General features: G+C 41.4%; 21 protein-coding genes, 1 other RNA gene and 1 riboswitch. Of the genes, 5 read left to right on the top strand and 17 right to left on the bottom strand.

What is annotated here, in order from left to right:
• Positions 1–28: 28 nt before the first annotated feature.
• The 12 genes from pbuX to AC20OE_RS08875 all read right to left on the bottom strand — a co-directional run bounded on the left by pbuX (position 29) and on the right by AC20OE_RS08875 (position 12,984).
• Entirely contained in the window at positions 29–1,348 is a 1,320-nt protein-coding gene (pbuX, locus tag AC20OE_RS08930) for a xanthine permease PbuX (protein ID WP_487268802.1), read from the bottom strand.
• Positions 1,345–1,929: a xanthine phosphoribosyltransferase gene (xpt, locus tag AC20OE_RS08925; protein WP_251180415.1), complete on the bottom strand. Its 585-nt coding sequence runs from the start codon at positions 1,927–1,929 to the stop codon at positions 1,345–1,347. The genes pbuX and xpt overlap by 4 nt, the downstream gene beginning before the upstream one ends.
• Positions 1,930–2,046: 117 nt before the next feature.
• Positions 2,047–2,146: riboswitch (purine riboswitch) on the bottom strand.
• A gap of 136 nt (positions 2,147–2,282) precedes the next feature.
• On the bottom strand, positions 2,283–3,788 hold the full coding sequence (locus AC20OE_RS08920) for a carboxypeptidase M32 (RefSeq protein WP_487268801.1): 1,506 nt from the start codon (positions 3,786–3,788) through the stop codon (positions 2,283–2,285).
• A 123-nt stretch (positions 3,789–3,911) separates the two neighbouring features.
• Positions 3,912–5,849 carry an ATP-dependent DNA helicase gene (locus AC20OE_RS08915; protein WP_366203811.1) on the bottom strand — a complete coding sequence of 646 codons (1,938 nt, stop codon included), beginning with the start codon at positions 5,847–5,849 and terminating at the stop codon, positions 3,912–3,914.
• Positions 5,850–5,924: 75 nt separating this feature from the next.
• Complete coding sequence (locus tag AC20OE_RS08910) at positions 5,925–6,122, bottom strand: hypothetical protein (protein WP_024422762.1); 198 nt, start codon at positions 6,120–6,122, stop codon at positions 5,925–5,927.
• A 105-nt stretch (positions 6,123–6,227) separates the two neighbouring features.
• A complete protein-coding gene (locus AC20OE_RS08905; protein ID WP_366203812.1) occupies positions 6,228–7,382 on the bottom strand; it encodes a THUMP domain-containing class I SAM-dependent RNA methyltransferase in 1,155 nt (384 codons plus the stop codon).
• 108 nt (positions 7,383–7,490) lie between these two features.
• An RNA gene (rnpB, locus tag AC20OE_RS08900) (RNase P RNA component class B) lies at positions 7,491–7,877 on the bottom strand.
• Between the two features lie 60 nt (positions 7,878–7,937).
• Positions 7,938–8,243 (bottom strand): cell division regulator GpsB, encoded by a 306-nt coding sequence (gpsB, locus tag AC20OE_RS08895; protein ID WP_012010336.1) that lies wholly within the window; start codon positions 8,241–8,243, stop codon positions 7,938–7,940.
• Between the two features lie 75 nt (positions 8,244–8,318).
• The gene (locus AC20OE_RS08890) at positions 8,319–8,861 is read right to left on the bottom strand and encodes an SLOG family protein (protein WP_029706022.1); all 543 of its coding nucleotides are present in this window, start codon (positions 8,859–8,861) and stop codon (positions 8,319–8,321) included.
• A gap of 48 nt (positions 8,862–8,909) precedes the next feature.
• Positions 8,910–9,149: a CotD family spore coat protein gene (locus tag AC20OE_RS08885; RefSeq protein WP_073206049.1), complete on the bottom strand. Its 240-nt coding sequence runs from the start codon at positions 9,147–9,149 to the stop codon at positions 8,910–8,912.
• A 316-nt stretch (positions 9,150–9,465) separates the two neighbouring features.
• The gene (locus AC20OE_RS08880) at positions 9,466–10,713 is read right to left on the bottom strand and encodes a ribonuclease H-like domain-containing protein (RefSeq protein ID WP_059377743.1); all 1,248 of its coding nucleotides are present in this window, start codon (positions 10,711–10,713) and stop codon (positions 9,466–9,468) included.
• A gap of 24 nt (positions 10,714–10,737) precedes the next feature.
• A complete protein-coding gene (locus tag AC20OE_RS08875; protein ID WP_338591401.1) occupies positions 10,738–12,984 on the bottom strand; it encodes a DEAD/DEAH box helicase in 2,247 nt (748 codons plus the stop codon).
• A gap of 160 nt (positions 12,985–13,144) precedes the next feature.
• Between AC20OE_RS08875 and AC20OE_RS08870 the strand changes: the two genes are divergently transcribed.
• On the top strand, positions 13,145–14,263 hold the full coding sequence (locus tag AC20OE_RS08870; RefSeq protein WP_341040591.1) for an NADH-dependent flavin oxidoreductase: 1,119 nt from the start codon (positions 13,145–13,147) through the stop codon (positions 14,261–14,263).
• 53 nt (positions 14,264–14,316) lie between these two features.
• On the opposite strand, the gene AC20OE_RS08865 is transcribed toward AC20OE_RS08870, so the two are convergent.
• On the bottom strand, positions 14,317–14,823 hold the full coding sequence (locus AC20OE_RS08865; protein WP_039183169.1) for a PTS sugar transporter subunit IIA: 507 nt from the start codon (positions 14,821–14,823) through the stop codon (positions 14,317–14,319).
• A gap of 169 nt (positions 14,824–14,992) precedes the next feature.
• Between AC20OE_RS08865 and AC20OE_RS08860 the strand changes: the two genes are divergently transcribed.
• The gene (locus AC20OE_RS08860) at positions 14,993–15,412 is read left to right on the top strand and encodes an Hsp20/alpha crystallin family protein (protein ID WP_372556087.1); all 420 of its coding nucleotides are present in this window, start codon (positions 14,993–14,995) and stop codon (positions 15,410–15,412) included.
• A 20-nt stretch (positions 15,413–15,432) separates the two neighbouring features.
• On the opposite strand, the gene AC20OE_RS08855 is transcribed toward AC20OE_RS08860, so the two are convergent.
• From AC20OE_RS08855 to AC20OE_RS08845, 3 genes are all read right to left on the bottom strand, one after another.
• Positions 15,433–15,885 (bottom strand): YppG family protein, encoded by a 453-nt coding sequence (locus AC20OE_RS08855; RefSeq protein ID WP_372556086.1) that lies wholly within the window; start codon positions 15,883–15,885, stop codon positions 15,433–15,435.
• A gap of 108 nt (positions 15,886–15,993) precedes the next feature.
• Positions 15,994–16,374 (bottom strand): YppE family protein, encoded by a 381-nt coding sequence (locus tag AC20OE_RS08850; RefSeq protein ID WP_228280239.1) that lies wholly within the window; start codon positions 16,372–16,374, stop codon positions 15,994–15,996.
• A gap of 49 nt (positions 16,375–16,423) precedes the next feature.
• Positions 16,424–16,657 (bottom strand): DUF5446 family protein, encoded by a 234-nt coding sequence (locus tag AC20OE_RS08845; protein ID WP_224928722.1) that lies wholly within the window; start codon positions 16,655–16,657, stop codon positions 16,424–16,426.
• Between the two features lie 197 nt (positions 16,658–16,854).
• Here AC20OE_RS08845 and sspM point away from each other — a divergent pair, with 197 nt between their 5' ends.
• The gene (gene sspM, locus AC20OE_RS08840) at positions 16,855–16,959 is read left to right on the top strand and encodes an acid-soluble spore protein SspM (protein WP_039179471.1); all 105 of its coding nucleotides are present in this window, start codon (positions 16,855–16,857) and stop codon (positions 16,957–16,959) included.
• Positions 16,960–16,984: 25 nt separating this feature from the next.
• Here the strand turns inward: sspM and AC20OE_RS08835 are convergent, their stop codons facing one another.
• Positions 16,985–17,941, bottom strand: a complete 957-nt coding sequence (locus AC20OE_RS08835; RefSeq protein ID WP_073979686.1) for a DUF2515 domain-containing protein — start codon at positions 17,939–17,941, stop codon at positions 16,985–16,987.
• A gap of 46 nt (positions 17,942–17,987) precedes the next feature.
• On the opposite strand from AC20OE_RS08835, the gene recU reads away from it, so the two are divergent.
• Positions 17,988–18,623, top strand: coding sequence for a Holliday junction resolvase RecU (gene recU, locus AC20OE_RS08830; protein ID WP_058837936.1), 636 nt, complete (start codon positions 17,988–17,990; stop codon positions 18,621–18,623).
• A 19-nt stretch (positions 18,624–18,642) separates the two neighbouring features.
• Positions 18,643–21,354, top strand: a complete 2,712-nt coding sequence (locus AC20OE_RS08825) for a PBP1A family penicillin-binding protein (RefSeq protein ID WP_487268800.1) — start codon at positions 18,643–18,645, stop codon at positions 21,352–21,354.
• Positions 21,355–21,384 lie beyond the last annotated feature (30 nt).

Genomic DNA, 21,384 nt, shown 5'->3' with positions numbered 1-21,384 from the left:
AATCTGAATCCCTCTCCAAGAGAGGGATTTACATAACAGATTGCTTAGGCTCTTCCATAAGCTCCTGCTCTGTTTCTTTTTTAAATGGAATCATGTGATAAATAATATGGAGCAAAATTGCGGTAAAGCTTCCGGCCACAATGCCGTTACTTGTTAATAATTTCATCGAATCTGGCAGATGCTCAAACATTTGCGGTACCACGGTAACACCTAAGCCGATTCCCACGGAGCAAGCAACGATCAGCAAGTTCTCCTGCTTTGCAAAATCCACGCGCGAGAGCATTTTAATACCATATGCAATGACCATACCAAACATGGCAACCATTGCACCGCCAAGAACCGATTTTGGAATAATCGTCGTAAAGGCAGCGATTTTAGGAAAAAGACCAAATAACATGAGCAATGCCCCTGTTACGACAATGACTTGGTTTTTCTTGACTCCTGTTAGCTGGATCAATCCAACGTTTTGCGAGTAAGCTGTGTACGGAAAAGCATTGAAGATTCCACCTAATAACACAGCAATCCCCTCTGCCCGATAGCCTTTAGCTAAATCTTTTTCTTTTAATGAACGGTTTGTTAAATCACCTAGTGCGAAATAAACGCCTGTTGATTCAACTAATGACACAATCGCAACTAACGTCATGGTCATGATCGGTGCAAATTCAAAGGTCGGCATGCCAAAATAAAATGGCTCAATCATGCGGAAAACCTGGGCGTTTGCCACCTCAGCTGTTTCCACTTTCCCCATAAACGCAGCAACTGCTGTCCCAAGGAGAATACCGATTAAAATAGCGATCGCCTTCATAAACCCTTTCGTGAATCGATAGAGCAGTACAATGATAAATAGTACAAGGAAAGCGAGCCCTAGATTTTCAAAAGAACCATAGTCCGCACTTCCTTCTCCTCCTGCCATATTGTTCATCGCTACAGGAATGAGGGTGATCCCAATAATGGTGACGACAGAGCCTGTGACAACAGGCGGGAAAAATTTCACAAGCTTCCCAAAGAAAAAAGAAAGAAGAATGACAATACACCCAGCAGCGATAATACTGCCATAGATAGACGAAATTCCATACTTAGAGCCAATCGCAATCATTGGAGAAACCGCCGTAAATGTACAGCCTAATACAACAGGTAAACCGATCCCAAAGAAGCGGTTTTTCCATACTTGAAGCAATGTAGCAGCCCCGCACATGAAAATATCCGCAGAGATGAGGTAAGTCAGCTGTGCAGGCGTGAGCCCAAGCGCACCTCCAACAATGAGCGGTACAAGAACAGCACCTGCATACATTGCCAGTACATGCTGAATGCCCAGCGAGAGCGTTTTGACTTTTTTAGCGGCACTCATGATTGTACCTCCCGTACAAACGTGACTTTCCCTTCCTCAAGTGATTCAATACGTGCGAGGGACTCGACGCGGTAGCCCATTTGCACAAGTGCATTTCTTCCAGGCTGGAATGATTTTTCAATGACAATGCCAAAACCGGCTACTTTCGCCTTTGCCTGCTTTGCAATCTCTGCAAGTCCTTTCGCAGCTTCACCATTTGCTAAAAAGTCATCGATGATTAACACACAATCGTTTTCACTCAGATGCGTATTTGAGACAGCAATCGTGCTTTCTACTTTTTTTGTAAAAGAGTACACACTGGCTGTTAACAGGTTATCCGTTAATGTGAGTGATTGACGTTTTCTTGCAAACACAACAGGGACTTGAAGAGCAAGCCCAGCCATCACAGCAGGTGCGATGCCTGAAGATTCGATTGTGATGATTTTTGTAATGCCATCATGCTTAAATAATCTAGCAAACTCTTGCCCAATCTCATGCATTAACACAGGATCAATTTGATGATTTAAAAAAGCATCTACCTTTAACACTTGATTTGACAGAACGATTCCTTCGTTCTCAATTTTTTGACGTAACAATTCCATCATTTTTCCCCCTAGCATATTGGCAAACATTCGATTTTTTGCATAAAAAAAGCATTGCTGCCCATGAGGAGCAAGCAATGCGAAAACGATCCACGGATCTTCAGCTCAAACAAGAGCTGTTTCATTTTGCTCACTCATAGTCGGACCGTATCGGTGTCCGGTAGAAACTTGCGTGCCATCATCACGCGATTATATGAGTGTTATAGTGTTCAAATTATAACAAGATTTCAGACGCTTGGAAAGCACTTTTCCAGAAAAATACCGAACTTAAATAATAGATCAGAACAAAATGTTCGTTTTTAGAATATTCAAGCATCAAAAAAGCACCCTTCTCATGAAAGGGTGCCCTTCTTTTATGATAAATACAGTTTCGTATATTTATCCGTTAAGTAGTCAATTAAATATTGAACATTTAATTCTTCGCCTGTTGCATCTTGAATGATTTCAGATGGCTTTTTCCGTTTTCCATGCTGATGAACATGTTCGATCAGCCATTCTTTTATCGGTGCAAAAGACCCATTTTGAATCAGCTCATCAAAATTTGGTAAGTCTTTAATCATTTGTTGTTTTAATTGCGCCGCATACATATAACCAAGGGCATATGAAGGGAAATAGCCAAAGCTTCCATCAGACCAGTGAACATCCTGCAAGATACCGAGTGCATCATTAGGAGGCGTAATGCCAAGATACGCTTGATATTTTTCATTCCAAAGTGCAGGTAGATCTTCCACCGCTACTTCTTCATTGAAAATCGCTTTCTCAATTTCATAGCGGATGATAATGTGAAGCGGATACGTCAGTTCATCGGCTTCAATTCGAATGTAAGTCGGCTTCGATTCATTCACTGCATGCACAAAGTCTTCTAAAGAAACATCTTTAAATTGCTCAGGAGATGCTTCTTGCAGCTTTTGATAATACGTTTTCCAGAAATCTTCGTGTCTGCCGATAAAGTTCTCAAAGAAAAGAGACTGTGATTCATGGATACCCATTGAAGTGCCATCACATAAAAGCGTTCCGCTCAGTGCTTCATCAATGTTTTGCTCATAAATCGCATGACCACATTCATGAATCGTGCCAAAGATCGCCATTCGAAAATCATGCTCATCATAACGGGTCGTTACACGCACGTCACCTCTGCTTAATGTTACTGCAAATGGATGGACGGTTGTATCAAGGCGGCCTGCGTCAAAGTCATATCCTAATTCTTTTAAGAAAAAGAGGCTCAATTCCTTTTGTTTATCGATTGGAAAGCTTTTCGATAAAAATGAAGTATCCGGCTTATTTGGTGAAGCTTCGATTTTTTTCACAAGAGGAACAATGGCGTCACGAAGTGCACCAAATTTTTGATCAAGCTGTTCAACCGTCATATCTGGCTCATAGTTATTGAGCAGCACATCATAAGGCGTTTTTTTCACGCCCCAATATTGGATGAAACGCTTATTAAAGTCAATAAGCTGTTTTAAGTATGGTGCAAAGAGTGAAAAGTCTGATTTCTCCCTTGCTTCTACCCAAACATGCTCTGCTTTTGATTGCAAAATCGAGTATTCTTTAAATTCTTCTTTCGGAATTTTGCTGTTTTCATCATACTCTTTTTGTGATAATTCGAGCGCCTTCTGTGTATCTTTTGACAGCTCATCTCGATGTTTGTTTAATTCGTGGAGAAGATCTCTCATTTCGTCAGAAGTCTTCATATTAAAAATATCACTTGATAATTGACCGATCGTTTCCGCTCTAAAATCCGCACTTTTTTTAGGCGCTTGTGTTCTAGAGTCCCAATAAAGTAAATGGAGCGCCTCTGTATAATGGGCGATTTTCCCTAGTAATTGATAAAACGCTTTCTCAGTTGCTTCAAGACTCATGCGTTTGTTCCCCCAATCAATAATATGTATGTACGTTTCAAGGCTACTTCAATGAATGTTCTTTTGTCAATGAAAAAGGAGGACACACAGCGGTATCCTCCTCCTTTACAAGTTTTCAGCTATTTAAGATGTAATGATGGGCTTCACTGGCAGAACGGATTCAATTTTACTTTGAAGCGCTGTATCTTCCTTACGATCAAAATAAATATGAATGCTTCCTGCGTCTTGGCTTGTCCGGATCAGTCTTCCAATCCCTTGGCGTAAGCGAAGCAGCATATACGGAAGGTCAACTTCAGCATGTGCATCCTTTGCTTCATTTCGTTTCGCTTCAAATACCGGATCATGCGGCGGATAAGGAAGTCCCCAGATGATCACATTCGTTAATGATTCACCTGGAATATCAAGCCCTTCCCACAGATGAACAGAGCATAACACAGACGTCTCATCAGCTTGGAACTTTTGAACAATTGTGCTGATTTCCTCGTCTCCCTCAAAATATACGTCAAACGGCAGTGATTCATTTGCTGCTTCAAGCTGTTTTCTAAAGAAATGGAGTTCATCAAATGAAGGGAATAGAATCAGAGATCGTCCTCCATTTTCTTTCAGCTGAGTGATCACTTGCTGTGCTTTCGCCTCTTGCTCAGCGATCTGCTGAATTCCATGGAAATAAATCTTCATTTGTTCATCGTAATCATACGGCGAAGCGACACTCATTGATAAGTAATCTTTAATCCCAAGACTTTCAGCTAAATAATCAAAGGATTGATTCTCAGACAATGTAGCGGAAGAGAAAATATAAGGTCTTTTTTGCGAGAAAACTTTTTCGCCAAGTACCTCTGCAACCGTCTTCGGCATCACAACAAATGTTGTATCTAATTCTTGTTTTTCCAGCCAGCTAATGGCATTTTTTTGATAAAGCGATAGAGAATACGCCATTTGTTCAATGTATTCTTCCACAACAGATAATTCGTATTGATCGATCGTATACATTTCAGATTCAAACACGAGCGCTTCTCCGATTTTTTCAAGCAAGTCACACAATTCGCTTGCAGAACGCTTCACCTCATCGACACGCCCAATTTCAAGCCGGTGCGAGCCTTTGACTTTTTTGGCATGTGTTTTTAAGAGATAAAAGAACTCATCGTTTGTTGCAAGTGCATCTTCAACAAGCTCTGCAAATTCTTCGCGTATGTCGTTTTGCAAAAGACGCTCCAAAAATGTTTCAAGCGTTGATTGCTTCACTCGGTACGTTAACGCTTTTTGAGCGGCAAACTCGAGAAGATGTCCTTCATCAAATACGACGGAGCTATGCTCAGGAAGCAGCGGAAGCTGTCCCTCACGTTTTCGGGATTCCTTCGTCCACACATGCTCCATGTAAAAATCATGTGAACAGATGATGAGGTCTGTCGCTTTTCGGTAATGATCTCTTGATAAATTCAGACCGCAGCGATGACGCATATCGCACGTCAGGCAGTCCTGAAACGAGTCATAGCCAATTCGTGACCATTCATCATTTGATAACTCTGGATACTCTTTTCGATCGCCATACGGATAAAAGGTTTGCATACCGTGTGATTCATGAACAAATGAAGGCAGTGATTCATAAATATCGAGCCACTTTTCATCATCTTCACGCTGCATCGTTTTCTCTAGCTTCTTTAAGCATAAATATTGATCATGCGATTTACTTAATCTCGCATCTATTTGAATATCAAGGTGATTGGCAATTTTATAGATATCACCTTCTTGTTTAACGAGCTGTTCAATTAACGTTTCGTCTGCACATGCAATAATCGCAGGCTTCCCTGTATACCTTGCATATGTGACGGCAAATAATAGATAGACGATGGTTTTGCCTGTGCCTACCCCAGCTTCGGCAAACATCACACTTTTTTCTTTAAAGGCTCTTTCTAGCTGAAAAGCCATGAATATTTGTTCATCTCGAAGATCAAAGCCCTTTTCTGGCAAAATGTCATAAAACACATCACCAATCCAGTTGCCCAGTTCTTCGTAAAAATTGTGTTCTTTTGATAATGAAAAAGGCAAACGAGATGCTGTCACCTGCTTCAACCCCCAACTTTTGAATCATTCAGACATTCAATAGTACCATTTACGCTGGGGAAAAACAATCTTTTTTTATGAGCGCAGGCGATGTTGATAGCTTTCCTTCATTAAAAATGCATGCTCAGAACGTTCTATGTATGCCTGAGCCAGTGCCAAATCTTCGATGGCTGCCGTAAGCTGAGCAGATTGTCCACCTTCATGCCCTTCTATTTCTTGAGCAGTCGAAGCGAGTGCTTTTTGGATTAACTGAATTTGATCATAATGAATCATGAAGACACCTCTTTTTTTAAAATCAAGTTCAGTTTATTCCGTCTCGCTTAGAGTTATACCTTTTCAGCACAAAAAAGCCGCACCTTCTTTCGGTGCGGCCATTTATTACGATTCGGTTGTTTGTTTTCTAGGCGGGCGTTTTCCCCAATATTGATAATAGTCTGTTTTGATAAAACCGTTAAACAGCTTTCTCTTTTTCGTCGCTTTTCTTCCGAAGCATTCTTCGAATTTTTCGTGTGACGTTAAGATGTATATGGACCAGGTATCTAGGTTCTTAAATGCTTCACCCATTCCTTGATACATTTTTTCAACTGCTGGTTTATCACTCAGTCGTTCACCGTAAGGAGGATTTCCGACAATCACACCATACTCTTCTTTTGTTTGAAAGTCTTTTACTTGCATTTGTTTAAACTCAATCAGTTCACTTAGTCCTGCTTCTTCTGCATTCATTTTTGCAATGTCTACCATACGATGGTCGATATCACTTGCAATAATGCGGAGCGGCTGGTCATAGTTTGCTTTTTCTTCTACTTCTACACGCGCTTTGTTCCATACGTCTTCGCCGATCCATTCCCATGATTCAGACGCAAAATCCCGGTTGAATCCCGGGGCAATGTTTTGTCCTATCATCGCTGCTTCAATGGCGATTGTTCCTGATCCGCAGAAAGGATCAACAAACGGACGGTCAGGTGTCCAGTTCGTTAATAGGACGAGCGCAGCTGCAAGCGTTTCTTTAATAGGTGCTCCGCCTTGATCCATGCGGTATCCACGTTTATGAAGACCTACACCAGATGTATCAAGAGTAAGCACAGCTTTATCTTTTAAAAGAGCGATCTCGATTTTATATTCAGGTCCCGTCTCTTCAAGCCATTCAGAATGAATGTTGTAGGAGGATTTCAGCTTTTGCGCGATGGCTTTTTTGACGATGCGCTGGCAGTCCGGAACACTGGCAAGCTGAGATTTCACAGATTTCCCGATGACAGGAAACGTACTGTTTTTTGGTAAAAAAACGGCCCAATCAATCGCTTTCGTCCGTTCAAAAAGCTCATCAAATGTTTTTGCCGAAAATTCAGCAACTTGTACCTTGATCCGATCTGCTGTACGCAGCCAAAGGTTTGCACGGCAAATCGCAAGAGCATCCCCCTTGAAAATCACTTTTCCATTGTCGACTGTGCACTCATAGCCAAGGTCTCTTACTTCTTTTGCAACAATTGCTTCAATCCCCATTGGAGCTGTTGCGATGAGTGTATAGGTTTTCATTGATTTATCACCTGTTTTCTCGTCCTTTTATGTATTCAAGATAAAAGCTCTCCATATGTTGAAATAGGAGAGCTTTGTTTCATCATGTTTATTATAACGGATATAACGTTCTGTAAGCCATGTTTTGTTCCATCGTACTGCAAACGGCAAATGCCTCGTACTCAGGTGGTAATCATCTATCTACAGAATTCTCTGTCCTTCTCTCCGTTTGGTTCCTTTGAGAAAGTTCCCCTACCAAGTTTGGGTTTCTCGCTCGAGGGGTTTACCGCGTTCCACTCTCACCATTTCTAGTGAGACTTCGTCACTGTGGCACTTTCAAGGATACTTTGCCATATCCTAAAGAGGACGTAGGCATTTTTCCTGCCGTCAGCCTTTCCCAGGCTGCCCTGGCTTATTTTTTCGCCAGGCACGAACACTACGGGCATCTCAGCACCGTGCGAGCATGGACTTTCCTCTGCAATGCCCTAAATAGCATTACAGCGATTACCCGAACGTTAATCAATAAGCGTTATTATAAACGACAATGACATCTGACACAAGCTTTTTCAGCAAGACTCAATCATAAAGTTTGCTGCCAAAAACGTGTTTCTCAAGGTTCGATAGTCTTTTTAAAATATCAAAGTTTGTTGTATTAGACTGTGCAGGCTGTCTTTTCCCTTGTTCAACAGCTTCTTCAAGCTGTTTTGACAAGTGGAGGTTTTCTTGTTGAAGTTTTTCGATTTCTTGGTTGAAGGTCTCATAGTCTTTAATGACCATATCTAAAAATTTATCGACTTCTTCTTGTTTGTACCCTCTGACACCTGTTTTAAATTCTTTTTCTAAAATTTCTTTAGCAGAAAGCTTTACTTTATCAGCAAGCATCTTTTTCACCTCATATCGTGAATTCATAGTATATTTTTTCAGAAATACGTGACGTTGTCAAATTTTCTCTTGCTTTTAATCAAAAAACGGATCTTCCGCCTCAACCTGCGCTCTTAGATCATCCATTGTGATGTACATAATGGGGTAATCGGTATAGGCTTCTGCTTCTCTAATCATATACTTCGGCGATCCCTCATGCTCGGGATCATATAAGACGAGAAGTCCATCTGTTTTTTCAATAAAAAAGCGGTTCTTTTGTTTAAATTGTGCCGGACTTTCATACGGTCTATGCGTGACACTTTCTACAAAATCGGCCTGTGCAAGAATTCCTTCATACAATTCTTTGTTTTGCTCATTCCAGCGCTCTTCCTGTTCATAAAATGGCGTAATGACTGCAAGTTTTAACGCTGGATATTCCTCCTGAAGCTCAAACACCACTTCGGCTGTCCAGATTTCTGCGCCAAGCTGGCCTGATATGAGCACCCATTCCAGACCTTCTTCGATAAGGGCTGTCAGCCTTTTTTGAAGCTCCGCTTTTATGTATTGAAGTGCAGGCTCGTCTTGCTTGAATATCCCAAGCTCAAACGGCTTGTACCCTGTGACAGCAATAATTTTCATTTCTTCACCTGCTTTTAAAAAATGGGACTTATAAAAGTCCCATTCACTTTATCTGTTACAGCAAGGTCCACCGCAATTAAAGTGTTGATGTGTTGTCGGGTCCACCTGAGAAAACGTATGCGGGAAGTAGTGAACATGTTTGAAATTATGGTGGTGAACATTTGTCACATGCTGCGGGTGGATATGCGGCACAATTGTTGTTGACTCGCTGTGTGTACAGCAATGATTCGTCGGATGAACAATTGGCTGTGTAACATTCGGATGGCAATGATGATGATGATGGTACATGTAGCATTCCCCTCTCCTTTATTTTCTTACATTAACAATGTATGAATCAAGAGGTGTACATGTACTAATGCATTAACCTATTTTAAAAGTTGGCAAGAAAAATATCTTTATAGTTCGAAAACACAAAAGCGACCAAAATGACCACAAGAAAAAACAAGTAGAAAAGACCCTTATACATGCTATACGCTCCTCATTCAATATCTAACGTTATTTTACAGGATTCGCGGCCTTTCTACAATAAAAGTGCTAAACATTTTTTATTTTCGGCCGAGAGCCGAACGTTGTCATTTTTTGCGCTTTCCCGGGTAATAATATTTCATTGCCCAGCTTTTCTCAATAGCCGTTTTTTTCGTTTCTCAAGCTCTTCCGTGTCTCGCTCGCTTAACGACGAGAAAGATAATAAAGATTCGGTGATGGAAAGAGCTGACCTTGCATCTTTTTGGCGATGCTCTTTACACTTCGCAAGCTCTATACCTGCTTTTAATGCTAAATGGACATCACTTGATTCAAATAATGTTTCCCAAATTCGAACTGCTTCATCCCACTCGTTTAGCCGTTTATATTGTAAGGAGAGATCATAAGCCGCCTGATTGGCATGTTCAAAATCAGCACCTGTTAATTCCCGCAAATGCTTCGTAGCTTCCTGTACATCTCGATGCGCAAGATGCCACCTAGCCAGCGCGTATTTCTCATCGTGCTCCTTTACCGCATCCATAGATAGGATTTTTTTGGATAGATGGATGTAGAGGCTGATTAACGAAAGGACGTCTAATTCATTATGAGTCAAAATCCCTTCGATGAGCTTCGGATTTTGTTCCTTTAAAAAATGAAAATAGATCATCGGTGCCAAAAAACCTGGTGTGTCGCCTTCCCGGTGAACGTGCAGCTCTTCTTTTTCAACCACAGACAGCGCCATTCGTTCATATTTATGCTTCCACAATCGTCTTGACCCATGCAGAAGATCAAAGTGGCCAAACTCTGGAAGCGCAGGGATTTGATCTCGCAACAAAGTATGTCTCGTTTTCACTTGCGGCCAATCGAATGATTTTCCATTATATGTAACGAGCGATTCTACGTTCACTTCATCGAGAAAGCTTTTATAAAGAGCCGCTTCATTTCCCGGATTTGTGAGCAGGTGCTGTTTCACCACTACTTTGTCAGCAAAAACCCGCGCATGTCCAAGCAAGAAAATCATATTTCCCGTCCCGCCAGATAATCCTGTTGTTTCTGTATCAAAGAAAAACAGTTCATGCGGTTTGTAACCTTTAGCCGATAGTGAATGCTGGATGCCGCTTTTGTTCCAAGCCTCGATGATCTTTGGCAGTTCCGCAAACGAATAGAGTCCATGCTTGTCATCTAATGAATAGGTGACTTCTCGAATGAGACAAAAGGAATCCTCAAAGTGATATGGAGCTGCACCCAGTTGCTCCCATTCCTTTAAAAATGGGATTTTATCAGCCGTCACAGGCTGGGGCTTTCCTTCCACTGCTTTTTGCCGTTTTTCGTTTGGCTGGTTGTGCGATAAGTGCTTCTTCATTCTATTTAATTTCCCTTTTAGTGACATGAGTAGCTCTCTTCCTCCTTCCCCTTAAAATCCAGACATCAATTCAACAATGCTGCTTTTTCCGCTCACTTCTTTCATTTCCATGCCAATGCAGGATGGACAGCCGTTCTCACAGCGGCACCGCTCTATCAGTTGAATGGCTGCACCTGCTATTTCATCGAAACGAGCTTGGACCTCTTTGCTTAAGCCAATTCCGCCAGGGTAGTGGTCATATAAAAAGACTGTCGGTTTACCGGTATGTGCCGCTTTAATTTGTGAAACAACATGAATATCTGAACGGTCACACATCACAAAGGCTGGTACAATGTGCTGAAGAACATTTGCGATGCCGAGCAGCAGCTGTTCAAGTGTTTTCTCTTCAAATCTCCGCTCTGCTTCATGTAATTCAAACCAGGCCGCACTCGTATGAATTTCTTCTTCAGGTAAGTGAATCGGACCAGAGCCGATATTTTCACCAGTGCTGAGCCGAATTTTTTTAAAAATTGTTGGCATTGCGTTGACAGTGACATCACCGTAGTGAACAGATACCGCTTCTTTCTCTGTTGTCTGATCGATTTCAAGCACCTTGAGCTGAACAGCTAAATTAGCATCTGTATAGTATTCTACATCCACTTGTTTCACATAAGCCTTCAGATGCTCGTAATCTAGCTTTTCTACTTGATACTGAACCCCTTCATGTAAATAAATCGCTTCATCATGCAGCAGTGTCATCGCACTGAATCGATCCATCTCTCCAATAATTCGGACATTCGCTACATCTGATTGATCCACAATCACTACATTTTCCTGGCTTGCAGACCGCAGGCTGATGCCATGCGCTGGGAACGATTGATCTGACCAATAATACCGGTTCCCGTTAAAATGAAGAACTCCTTCTTCGTGTAAGTATTGCAAAATATCTTCTACTTCCATGTCGCCAAACTGTTCATCCGTCCGAAATGGCAGCTCGTAGGAAGCACATTTTAGATGATCCACTAAAATAATGAGATTTTCAGGATTGATTCTGGCTGCTTCAGGCGGTCTATTAAAGAAATATTCAGGGTGTCTGACAATATATTGATCAAGGGGTGAGGAGCTTGCCACCATGATAATAAGCGCCTCCTCATGACGCCTTCCAGCACGTCCTGCCTGCTGCCATGTACTCGCTACACTGCCAGGATACCCCGTCATAATGCATACCTTTAACTGACCTATATCTACCCCTAATTCTAGGGCGTTCGTGCTGACGACACCTAAAATGTCTCCTTCTCTTAATCCCTTTTCAATCACGCGCCGCTCTTTTGGCAAATAGCCTCCGCGATACCCGCGAATCGATTTTGGACCGATTTCCTTTTTCACAAGCTCTTGAATGTGACTTAAAATCACTTCTACTCGTACTCTGCTTCTAGCAAAAACGATCGTTTGAATTTTTTCTTTTAAAAATGTTTTAGCCAATTGGTTGACGACAGTGGCAGCGCTTTGTCTAATATTTAATGGTTTATTCACCACTGGCGGGTTATAAAACACAAAATTCTTTTTACCGCTAGGCGCTCCGTTTCGTTCAATAAGATGCACCTTGCTCCCTGTGAGCTGCTGCGCCAGCTCTTTTGGATTCGCAATCGTTGCTGAAGTGCAAATAAACACCGGATCACTTCCGTAAAATGCACAAATTCGCTTTAGCCTGCGAATCACATTGGCCACATGACTGCCAAACACACCTCGATATGTATGAAGCTCATCAATGACAATATACTTCAAATTCTCAAACAAGCTGACCCATTTCGTATGATGAGGCAAAATGGCTGAATGCAGCATATCTGGGTTTGTGATGACAATATGTCCTGCTTGTCTCACTCGCTGCCGAATGGCTGGTGAGGTGTCACCGTCATATGTTTCACTATGAATCGGAACATCCATCTCGTGGATGATCTCGTTAAGTTCACTCTTTTGATCCTGCGCGAGCGCTTTTGTTGGGAATAAATAAAGAGAGCGGTTTGTCTGGTCTTCTGCAATCGACTGAAGAACAGGCAGATTGTAGCAAAGCGTTTTACCTGAAGCTGTTGGTGTAACCGTTACAACATGTTCACCATCCATTACTCGTTCAAAGGCTTCTTTTTGATGAATGTACAGTTCTTTCACGCCTCGTTTTTCAAGCGCCTTTTTTAGCCTGTCGTCCACTCTTTCAGGAACGGGAGAGGTCTGTGCAGGCTTTGCTTCAATTTCATGCCAATGCTCTACCTGTTCGTCTTTCTTTAATTCTTCTATCAGTTCGTTCATTGTTTTCTTTTTCATATTGCTTCCACCTCTCATTCTAGTGTACCGAATATTCGTTTGCATGACTAGGCGGCAATTTTTTGATGCTGGAGTTATGAGCAAATACTTTGAACTGTTGTAACAGTATCCATTACACTTCTATAGTGAAATGATTTTATCAAGGAAGAAGATGATCAGAGTGAAAAACGAATTTAAGCCTTTATTTGAACCATTTACGTTTCCTGGAGGTGCCTCTATTGATGGTAGGTTAGTGGTTGCTCCAATGACACACTTTGGTTCTCATGACGATGGCACCATTTCAAAAGACGAAATTGATTTCATTACAGCTAGATCAAGTGAAATGGGTATGGTGATTACAGCATGTGCGAACGTGACTCCAGATGGGAAGGCATTTGAAGGACAGCCTTCTATCGCAAGAGATGAAGATATACCAGGTCTGAAAAAACTGGCTTCAGCTATCCAGGCAAAAGGAACAAAAGCCATTATCCAAATTCATCACGGCGGCTCTCAGGCTCTCCCTCATTTAGTTCCAAACGGTGATGTGGTTGCGCCAAGTGATGTGTTCAAAGATGGAAAACAAATTGCACGCGCTTTAAAAGAAGAGGAAATTACTCATATTATCGACTCCTTTAAAGAAGCGGCAAGACGAGCGATTCAAGCAGGGTTTGACGGCGTGGAAATTCACGGAGCAAACGGTTATTTATTACAGCAATTTTACTCACCGCATAGCAATCAACGTACAGACCAATGGGGAGGAAATGAAGAAAAACGTCTAGCTTTCCCTATTGCTGTTGTAGATGCAGTCAAAGAGGCCATCAAAGAACATGCGGCTAAACCGTTTATCTTTGGATACCGGTTATCTCCTGAAGAACCTGAAACACCTGGTTTAACAATGACAGAGACGTTTACATTAGTGGATGTTCTCAAAACAAAAAACCTCGATTATTTGCATATCTCTTTAATGGAGATTGGCTCTAAAGCAAGACGAGGCGCAGATTCTAATAAAACACGTATGGAACTGCTAAAAGAACGATGCGGCGAAACTCTTCCGCTTATTGGAGTAGGCAGCGTCATTACAGCTGAAGATGCTCTCCATGCTTACAATCAAGGGATTCCTCTGATTGCTGTCGCACGAGAGCTGATCGTCGACCCAGATTGGGCTAAAAAGATTAAAGAAGGCAGAGAACAAGAGATTGAAACCGTCATTAAACGCAGCCAAAAAGACAAGTATCTCATTCCAGAAGGATTGTGGTCTGTCATGGAAGCGAGTCAAGGCTGGGTTCCAATGGAGGATTAATATCCTCAATAAAAAAACTACCCTATTAACGGGTAGTTTTTTCTATTCATGGATTATTTCATTTTCACTGTAAAGAGCTTGGACATCTGCTTTTCTACAGAGCCTTTTGGTTCTTTATCAAGTCGTTCGACTAGGTCACCATTCATAATCACAATCGGTGTCACTGTACTTGATGCTTTCTCTTCAATCAGTTCTAAATCACACGTAATGAGAGGGTCACCGATTTTCACTTTATCCCCTTCTTTAATGTGCGCTTCAAATCCTTCACCATTTAACCCAACTGTTTCAAGTCCGATATGAATCAGAAGCTCAAGCCCCGAGAGTGTTCGAATGCCAATTGCATGTTTTGTATGGAAGAGCTGAATGATTTCACCCTCTACTGGTGACACAATCGTCCCACTTTTTGGTTTTACTGCTACGCCGTCTCCCATCATCTTTTGAGAAAAGACGGGATCTGGTACATCAGTCATATCCATTAACTCTCCATCAACTGGAGAATAAATGACTTCTTCCTTTACATCATCTTGGTTTTTTCCGAAACCGAATAATTTTTTCAGCAATGTCAATTTGCTCCCTTCAAGCTTTGCTTCCTAAATCTATTTAGTGTAAGAAACTTTACGCCTATACACCTTGCTTCATTCAACACTATTTAATCATAATTTTTTCCTCTCATCAATTGATAACCGCCTGAGCCCTTTCTGCATAGGCTGTAGATGAGAGGTGATTCGAATGAAACAAGATGGCGAAAACAAACATGAATTGCTGGCAAATGAAGATATGCTATATGAAGCGATTGAACAATTTTTTGCATCCTCCCCGTTTCACGAGATATTAAATAGTGCGGAGGCACTCATGACCACATCGCAATCACTTGCATCAATTACGACTAATGTGACAGAGGATGAACAGAATGTCTATATCGAGATTCAATTTCCAGACCATTTTGTCGAAGGTGACATTGCGTTAGAAGTAAAAGCTCAATATTTACACTTATCAGTGCAGGAAAAAATCAAAACGGATACGACTTCCTCGTATTCAAGCTTTACAAAAACCATTTTAATGCCGGCAAAAATAGATGAAACGAAAATGAAAAGTGTGTGGAAAGATCAATCGCTTCGTGTATCTGCGCCAAAGCAAACAACCCAATAGATCGATCTATTGGGTTTTAACTATGCTTTAAAAATGCTTGTAAATCCTTTCGCCAATGAGCCTACTTGATTCATTGTACTCATCATTTGGCCAGCTGTATCAAACATTTTGTTAAAATCGTATTGCCCATTCGTCTTTTTGAATTGCGACAGCACACTTTTAAACTGAGAAGGCTGCTGTTTTTGCGGTCTTGGCAAAGGATATGGGTTCATAGGCTGCTGCATGGGCATCATACCTGGCGGCTGCATTTGGGGTGGATTCATCGCTTCAGGCGGCTGCATAAGCGGCACATTTTCTTGGTATCCATAAGGCGGCTGATAAACAGTAGATGGTGCCTGGTTCATTCCACCTTGATATGGCGGCATGAAATAGTCTGGAGGCTGCGGAGGCTGCTGCTGCATCTCTGAATACGGAAAAGGCCTTTGCTTGAATTGATTGAATTCATAAGGCTGCTGGTTTGAATAAGGGAACATCTATCTCGCTCCTCTCGCTCTCAACACATATTGATGTCACTCATATATTATGATCAAAAGCAGAAGATGTGCCTAAAGAAGTCATAAGAAAAACGCAGCATTATGTCTTTAGCTGCGCTGTTTGATTTCTTCTATTAAAAGGTTCAGTGTGTAAACCACTGACTCAACTAAATTTTTTACACGGGGTGCATGCTGTTTGCCAAAATAAGATTGCAGGACAACCTCTTTACCATTTTCTTTTACGGCTTCAAGCTGTTCTTGGTGTAAATATCTAGGTTTGACCTGTTGAACAAAGGAAATAGCTGCGGTGAGCCACTCTTCCATTTTCTGATCAAATGTATCAACGGCTGGCTGAATATCCGTATAAAAATCATACGATGGGTACTCCTCTTCAGCCTTTCCCTTTTGGTACTGCTCATACGCTTTTTCGATCCATATTCTCAAGTTTTGTGTATGTTCAAGTAATGTTTGATTATCCAAAGTGTTCACCTCTATGAACCATCCTATCAAACGTTTACCTATTGCTCAAATAGAAAAGCTATCCGGCGTGATATGCCGGTCTTGCCGCCAGTTTATACTCGGCTGCATGAAGCTTCACTTCACAGTCCTTTACTTCTGATTCAAGCCGGTCAATGATTTGTTCTTGCTCTTCTATTGCTGCACGTTTTGTCTGATTCACAGCAAGAGACAGCTCTGCTTCCACCGCATCAATTTTTCGCTCGATTTCCTCTAACAACTGCATAATGGATTCTTTTGATACAAATTCGCTCATCATCAGATTCCTCCTTTATCGTCTCTCGTTACATTCTCTTTTCTTTCTCACCCTCCTTCACACATGACAAAACTAGAAGCAAATCGCCAATCTAAGTGTAGATAAGCGCTATTTCTTCCTTTTCGACAGATGCTTGTCCTTCTTTGTATGATTGCGTCCGATTGTGTAAATTCTAAGGACAAAAGGAGGTAGATTTCATGAAAAAGAAGCCAGCACCAAAAGAGCAAAATCCAAAAGGGAAAGAAAACAGTACAGATCAGCTTGATAAAAAGCTCGGCGGTCCTAATCGTCCATCTACGTAAAAAAAAAGCAGGCACCCCCTGCTTTTTATTTATGCAAAAAATAGTGCTCTAATGAGAAAAGAAAACGAAGCTGTCTTTTTTTATGAAAATACCAGTCCGTCAGCTCAATCTGCTTTGGCAGCGCCTCTGCCTCAAATAAAGATGGACTCAATTTCTTTTGAAACCAATCTTCCCTTTGATCGTCTAATGAATGTGTCATCACCGGATAAACCGTCCGAAGAAAAGGTGTTGACCTTCTAGCGATCCCTAAAAACGGCTCAAAATCAAACCGAGACCCAGTATGCGGAACGGTATGCAAAAAATGATAAAAATCCGAAAACAAATCGGCTCGAAATAATAGTTTCGCTAGTTTTTTACCTAATGTAATGCGTTCCTTTACATTGGAAAACTTCCGTATGGTTAAGCCGTACAAATGCCCGTCCACCGTTGGAAAAACAACGGTTTGGAAATGTCCCCACTCGCTGAAAAGATATTGAATCGAGTGAAAAACATTCTTTTTCAGAAGAGGATTTTGTATAATAGGAGATTGTATAGTATATTGTTCATTTATGATGAGTGCATAAAGCAGACGCTCTGTGTCACGCTTTAGCCAAAAATGTTCCCACTCAGCGCTCATAAAACGAGACACGGAGAAATAAGGCAGCAGATGAAACAAAGGTTGACTGCATCTCTTAGACCATTCATACAAAAGAAGCTGAGGATAAGCATCCGAAAAGATCAGCCAATTTGCTCTTTCATATGCTGTGAAAAAAAGATGCCCCTGCTGATCCGTTAAACCTGGATGGAAGAGTTCGCCCTTTAAATCTGTCATGGACCACCCTGCATTTCTCGAGACAAAGGAAGCGAGCAGCGACCATTTCATCTCTGGATGCCGGTCATAAAACCGCTTGTAAGCATTTGTCCTCGTCAGGTTGTCTTTATTTTTTGCTTTCGTTTCACGCAAAATTTGCTGAGTGATGATGTGCTCTTCTTGGGACAACATGGTGATCTCTCCAATACAAAATGCATTAAAAGGAGGCTGAAACTTGATGATTCGGTATCCAAACGGAAAATCGTATCAGCCCATTCAACAAATTGGGACAAAAAAAAGAATCAGCGGCGAATCCTCTTATAGTAACCGCGGGATGACGCTTGAGGCTGATTTAAATGAAACGAACCAATACTATTTGGTCAACGGGATCGCAGTCATTCATAAAAAGCCTACCCCAGTTCAAATTGTGAATGTGGATTATCCAAAAAGAAGTGCTGCTGTCATTAAAGAAGCCTATTTTAAACAATCCTCCACAACAGACTATAACGGGGTGTACAAAGGCCGCTATATCGATTTTGAAGCAAAGGAAACCAAAAGCACTACCTCGTTTCCGCTCAAAAATTTCCACGACCATCAAATTGAGCATATGAAACAGGTTGAAAAGCAAGGCGGCATTTGTTTCGTTATTATATCCGCTTTTGGCTCCGTTTATTATTTGCCCGCTTCAGATCTCTTTTTCTTCTGGGAGCGGCAGAAGCAAAACGGCCGTAAATCCATTAGCAAAGACGAATTAATGGAAGCTGGCCACATAATGACACTTGGATATTCGCCAAGAATTGATTATATTAAAGTAGTGGAGACACTTCATTTTTCGGATGAAAGCAAGCAGCAATTACGTTCGAAAAAGGTTTAACACGAAAGGTTGAGATGTGATGTCTGATCAATTTACAAGTCGTGAGCAGCGACGTAAAGCAAGTCAAGAAAACAATAAGAAGCAAAAGAACAAAAAAGGCAAAAAGAAAGCAGGTCTATTTAAAAAAATATTTTTATCTTTACTCGTGATCGGTCTACTTTGTTTAGTTGCCGGAATCACAACTTTTGCCGTTTTTGCATCAAGCGCTCCTTCTATTGATGATAGTAAGCTTAAAACACCATACTCTTCAAAACTTTATGATAAAGACAAGAAAGTGTTTGCAGAAGTTGGTGCAGAAAAAAGAACGTATGTCTCGATAAAAGATATACCCGATGTGGTAAAAGACGCATTTATTGCGACTGAAGATGCACGTTTTTATAAGCACCACGGGATTGACCCAATCCGTATTGGCGGTGCCCTTGTAGCAAACGTTGAGGACGGCTTTGGCGCTGAAGGCGGAAGTACAATTACACAGCAGGTTGTGAAAAACTCCCTCCTGAGCAATCAAAAGACGTTAAAACGGAAAGTACAGGAAGTATGGCTCTCGATTCAGCTTGAGCAAAAATACTCTAAAGATGAAATTTTGGAAATGTATTTAAACCGTATTTTCTTCTCTCCTTATGCTTATGGTGTTGGGAAAGCAGCTGAACAATTTTTCGGAGTCACAGATTTAAATAAACTAACCGTTGCACAGGCTGCCACTCTTGCAGGTATGCCGCAGAGTCCTTCTGCCTATAACCCAGTGAAACACCCAGAGGCAGCGGAAAAACGCCGTAATATCGTTTTAAGCCTTATGAAAAAACAAGGCTATATTTCTGAAAAAGATTATGACGTTGCAAAAGCAACCCCTGTCAGCAAAACAGTTGTTTCAGCTAGTAAATATAAGAGCCAAAACTCTAGTAAGTACTCTGCCTACATTGAAGAAGTGATGGAAGAAGTACAGAAAAAAGCTAAAGTGGATGCATCAACTGATGGATTAAAAATCTATACATCACTTGATCGAAAAGCACAGGATCACCTAGATGATATCATCAATGGAGATTCAGTTGGATTTACGAAAGGTATGCAGGCGGGTGTCACCCTGCTTGATACGAAAAATGGTGAAATACGCGCCATTGGCGGTGGACGTGATGTACCAGCCGGCGGCTTTAACTATGCGACAGATGCAAAACGCCAGCCAGGGTCCACAATTAAACCGATCTTAGATTACGGCCCAGTCATTGAAAACAAAAAATGGTCAACATATCAGCAAATCGATGATGCACCATATACGTACTCAGATGGGACACCAATTAACAACTTTGATAGAAGACATTTAGGGAAAATGTCGATGAGAAGTGCTTTGGCACAATCACGTAACATCCCTGCACTCAAAGCATTCCAAGAAGCTGGTTCAGCGAATGCCGCGCAATTTGCGAATAATTTAGGCATGGACTTACCTTCTGATATTCCAGAATCTTATTCAATTGGTGGATTTGAAGATGGTGTGTCTTCATTAAAAATGGCTGGAGCATTTAGTGCATTCGGTAATAACGGATACTATAACGAACCGCACGCTGTCACATCTGTTGAATTTAATGACGGGACAAAGCTTGACCTTACGCCGGACTCGAAAGCAGCGATGAGTGATTACACAGCATTTATGATCACAGACATGCTGAAAACTGCTGTTCAATCTGGAACTGGTACACTTGCACAAGTACCGAACGTTCAAGTAGCTGGTAAAACCGGTACAACGAACTTCAGACAAGATGATATTAATAAATACAATATCCCTTCTGGCGGTGCGAAAGATTCTTGGTTTGTCGGTTATACGCCGCAATATACAGCAGCCGTATGGACTGGAATCGGTAATTCAAAAGATGCAGACGGTAAAATGTGGCTGACTGAATACGAGCAGCGTGTTGCCAAAATCGTCTTCCAGCGATTAATTTCTCAAATTGATGATGGAAGCGGCTCATTTGAAAAACCAGACAGTGTCGTCGAAGCTACGGTTGAAAAAGGTTCAGATCCAGCAAAATTAGCCGGACCGAATACACCAAGTGACAAAAAGACAACAGAATACTTTGTTAAAGGAACAGTTCCAACCAAAGTGTCTGACACATATGAGAAAAAAGAAGCCGATAAGCCTTCTGACTTAAAAGCGGTGTATGATGAAGAGAAAAAATCCATTACACTAACTTGGGGCTATTCTGACGACGCTGATGCTACATTTAATGTCAAGCAAGCGGTTGATAATGGCGGCTATAAAGAGATTCAAAACAGCTCTGCTAAAGAAGCGGTCATCTCTGATGTGAAGCCTGGCTCCACATATAAATTCCAAGTGACAGCCACTGTAGAGGATGTCACAAGTAAAGCGGCTTCTACCTTCCTCACCATTAAGGATGACGCTGATGAAGAAGAAAAAGCGGATGATGAGAATAAAGAAGAAGAAGAACCGCAGCAGCCTGACGACGAGCAGACAGACCAAACAGACGATAACAAAAATCAGCAGCCCCCTGGCACTGATGAGCAAAAGCCTGATGACAAAAAAGATCAGGATAAGGATAAAGACCAAGGCGGAAATACCGAAAACGGAAATAATGGTTCTTCAGATGATGGCTCAGACAGTACAAATGGGAACAGCAACTCACAAACTGATAATAAAGATAAAAAGAAAGATGATGCGAAAGCCAACTCTCAAAGTTCCAATTCGCCATCAAATTCTACTTCTCGTAAAGAAGATGAATAATGAAAAAGCACTTGCCTCCTTGGCAAGTGC

Source organism: Bacillus sp. SRI_025, assembly GCF_057592095.1.
Note: the sequence above shows the minus strand (reverse complement) of the source record. Positions and strands in the feature narration are given on the sequence as shown.

Coding starts and splice junctions, on each gene's coding strand:
- sspM (WP_039179471.1), top strand. CDS start 16,855: ATGAAAAAGAAGCCAGCACCAAAAGAGCAAAATCCAAAAGGGAAAGAA.
- AC20OE_RS08835 (WP_073979686.1), bottom strand. CDS start 17,941: ATGTTGTCCCAAGAAGAGCACATCATCACTCAGCAAATTTTGCGTGAA.
- gpsB (WP_012010336.1), bottom strand. CDS start 8,243: ATGCTTGCTGATAAAGTAAAGCTTTCTGCTAAAGAAATTTTAGAAAAA.
- AC20OE_RS08890 (WP_029706022.1), bottom strand. CDS start 8,861: ATGAAAATTATTGCTGTCACAGGGTACAAGCCGTTTGAGCTTGGGATA.
- AC20OE_RS08875 (WP_338591401.1), bottom strand. CDS start 12,984: ATGAAAAAGAAAACAATGAACGAACTGATAGAAGAATTAAAGAAAGAC.
- AC20OE_RS08855 (WP_372556086.1), bottom strand. CDS start 15,885: ATGTTCCCTTATTCAAACCAGCAGCCTTATGAATTCAATCAATTCAAG.
- AC20OE_RS08880 (WP_059377743.1), bottom strand. CDS start 10,713: ATGTCACTAAAAGGGAAATTAAATAGAATGAAGAAGCACTTATCGCAC.
- AC20OE_RS08910 (WP_024422762.1), bottom strand. CDS start 6,122: ATGATTCATTATGATCAAATTCAGTTAATCCAAAAAGCACTCGCTTCG.
- AC20OE_RS08825 (WP_487268800.1), top strand. CDS start 18,643: ATGTCTGATCAATTTACAAGTCGTGAGCAGCGACGTAAAGCAAGTCAA.
- AC20OE_RS08845 (WP_224928722.1), bottom strand. CDS start 16,657: ATGAGCGAATTTGTATCAAAAGAATCCATTATGCAGTTGTTAGAGGAA.
- recU (WP_058837936.1), top strand. CDS start 17,988: ATGATTCGGTATCCAAACGGAAAATCGTATCAGCCCATTCAACAAATT.
- AC20OE_RS08920 (WP_487268801.1), bottom strand. CDS start 3,788: ATGAGTCTTGAAGCAACTGAGAAAGCGTTTTATCAATTACTAGGGAAA.
- pbuX (WP_487268802.1), bottom strand. CDS start 1,348: ATGAGTGCCGCTAAAAAAGTCAAAACGCTCTCGCTGGGCATTCAGCAT.
- xpt (WP_251180415.1), bottom strand. CDS start 1,929: ATGGAATTGTTACGTCAAAAAATTGAGAACGAAGGAATCGTTCTGTCA.
- AC20OE_RS08885 (WP_073206049.1), bottom strand. CDS start 9,149: ATGTACCATCATCATCATCATTGCCATCCGAATGTTACACAGCCAATT.
- AC20OE_RS08860 (WP_372556087.1), top strand. CDS start 14,993: ATGAAACAAGATGGCGAAAACAAACATGAATTGCTGGCAAATGAAGAT.
- AC20OE_RS08905 (WP_366203812.1), bottom strand. CDS start 7,382: ATGAAAACCTATACACTCATCGCAACAGCTCCAATGGGGATTGAAGCA.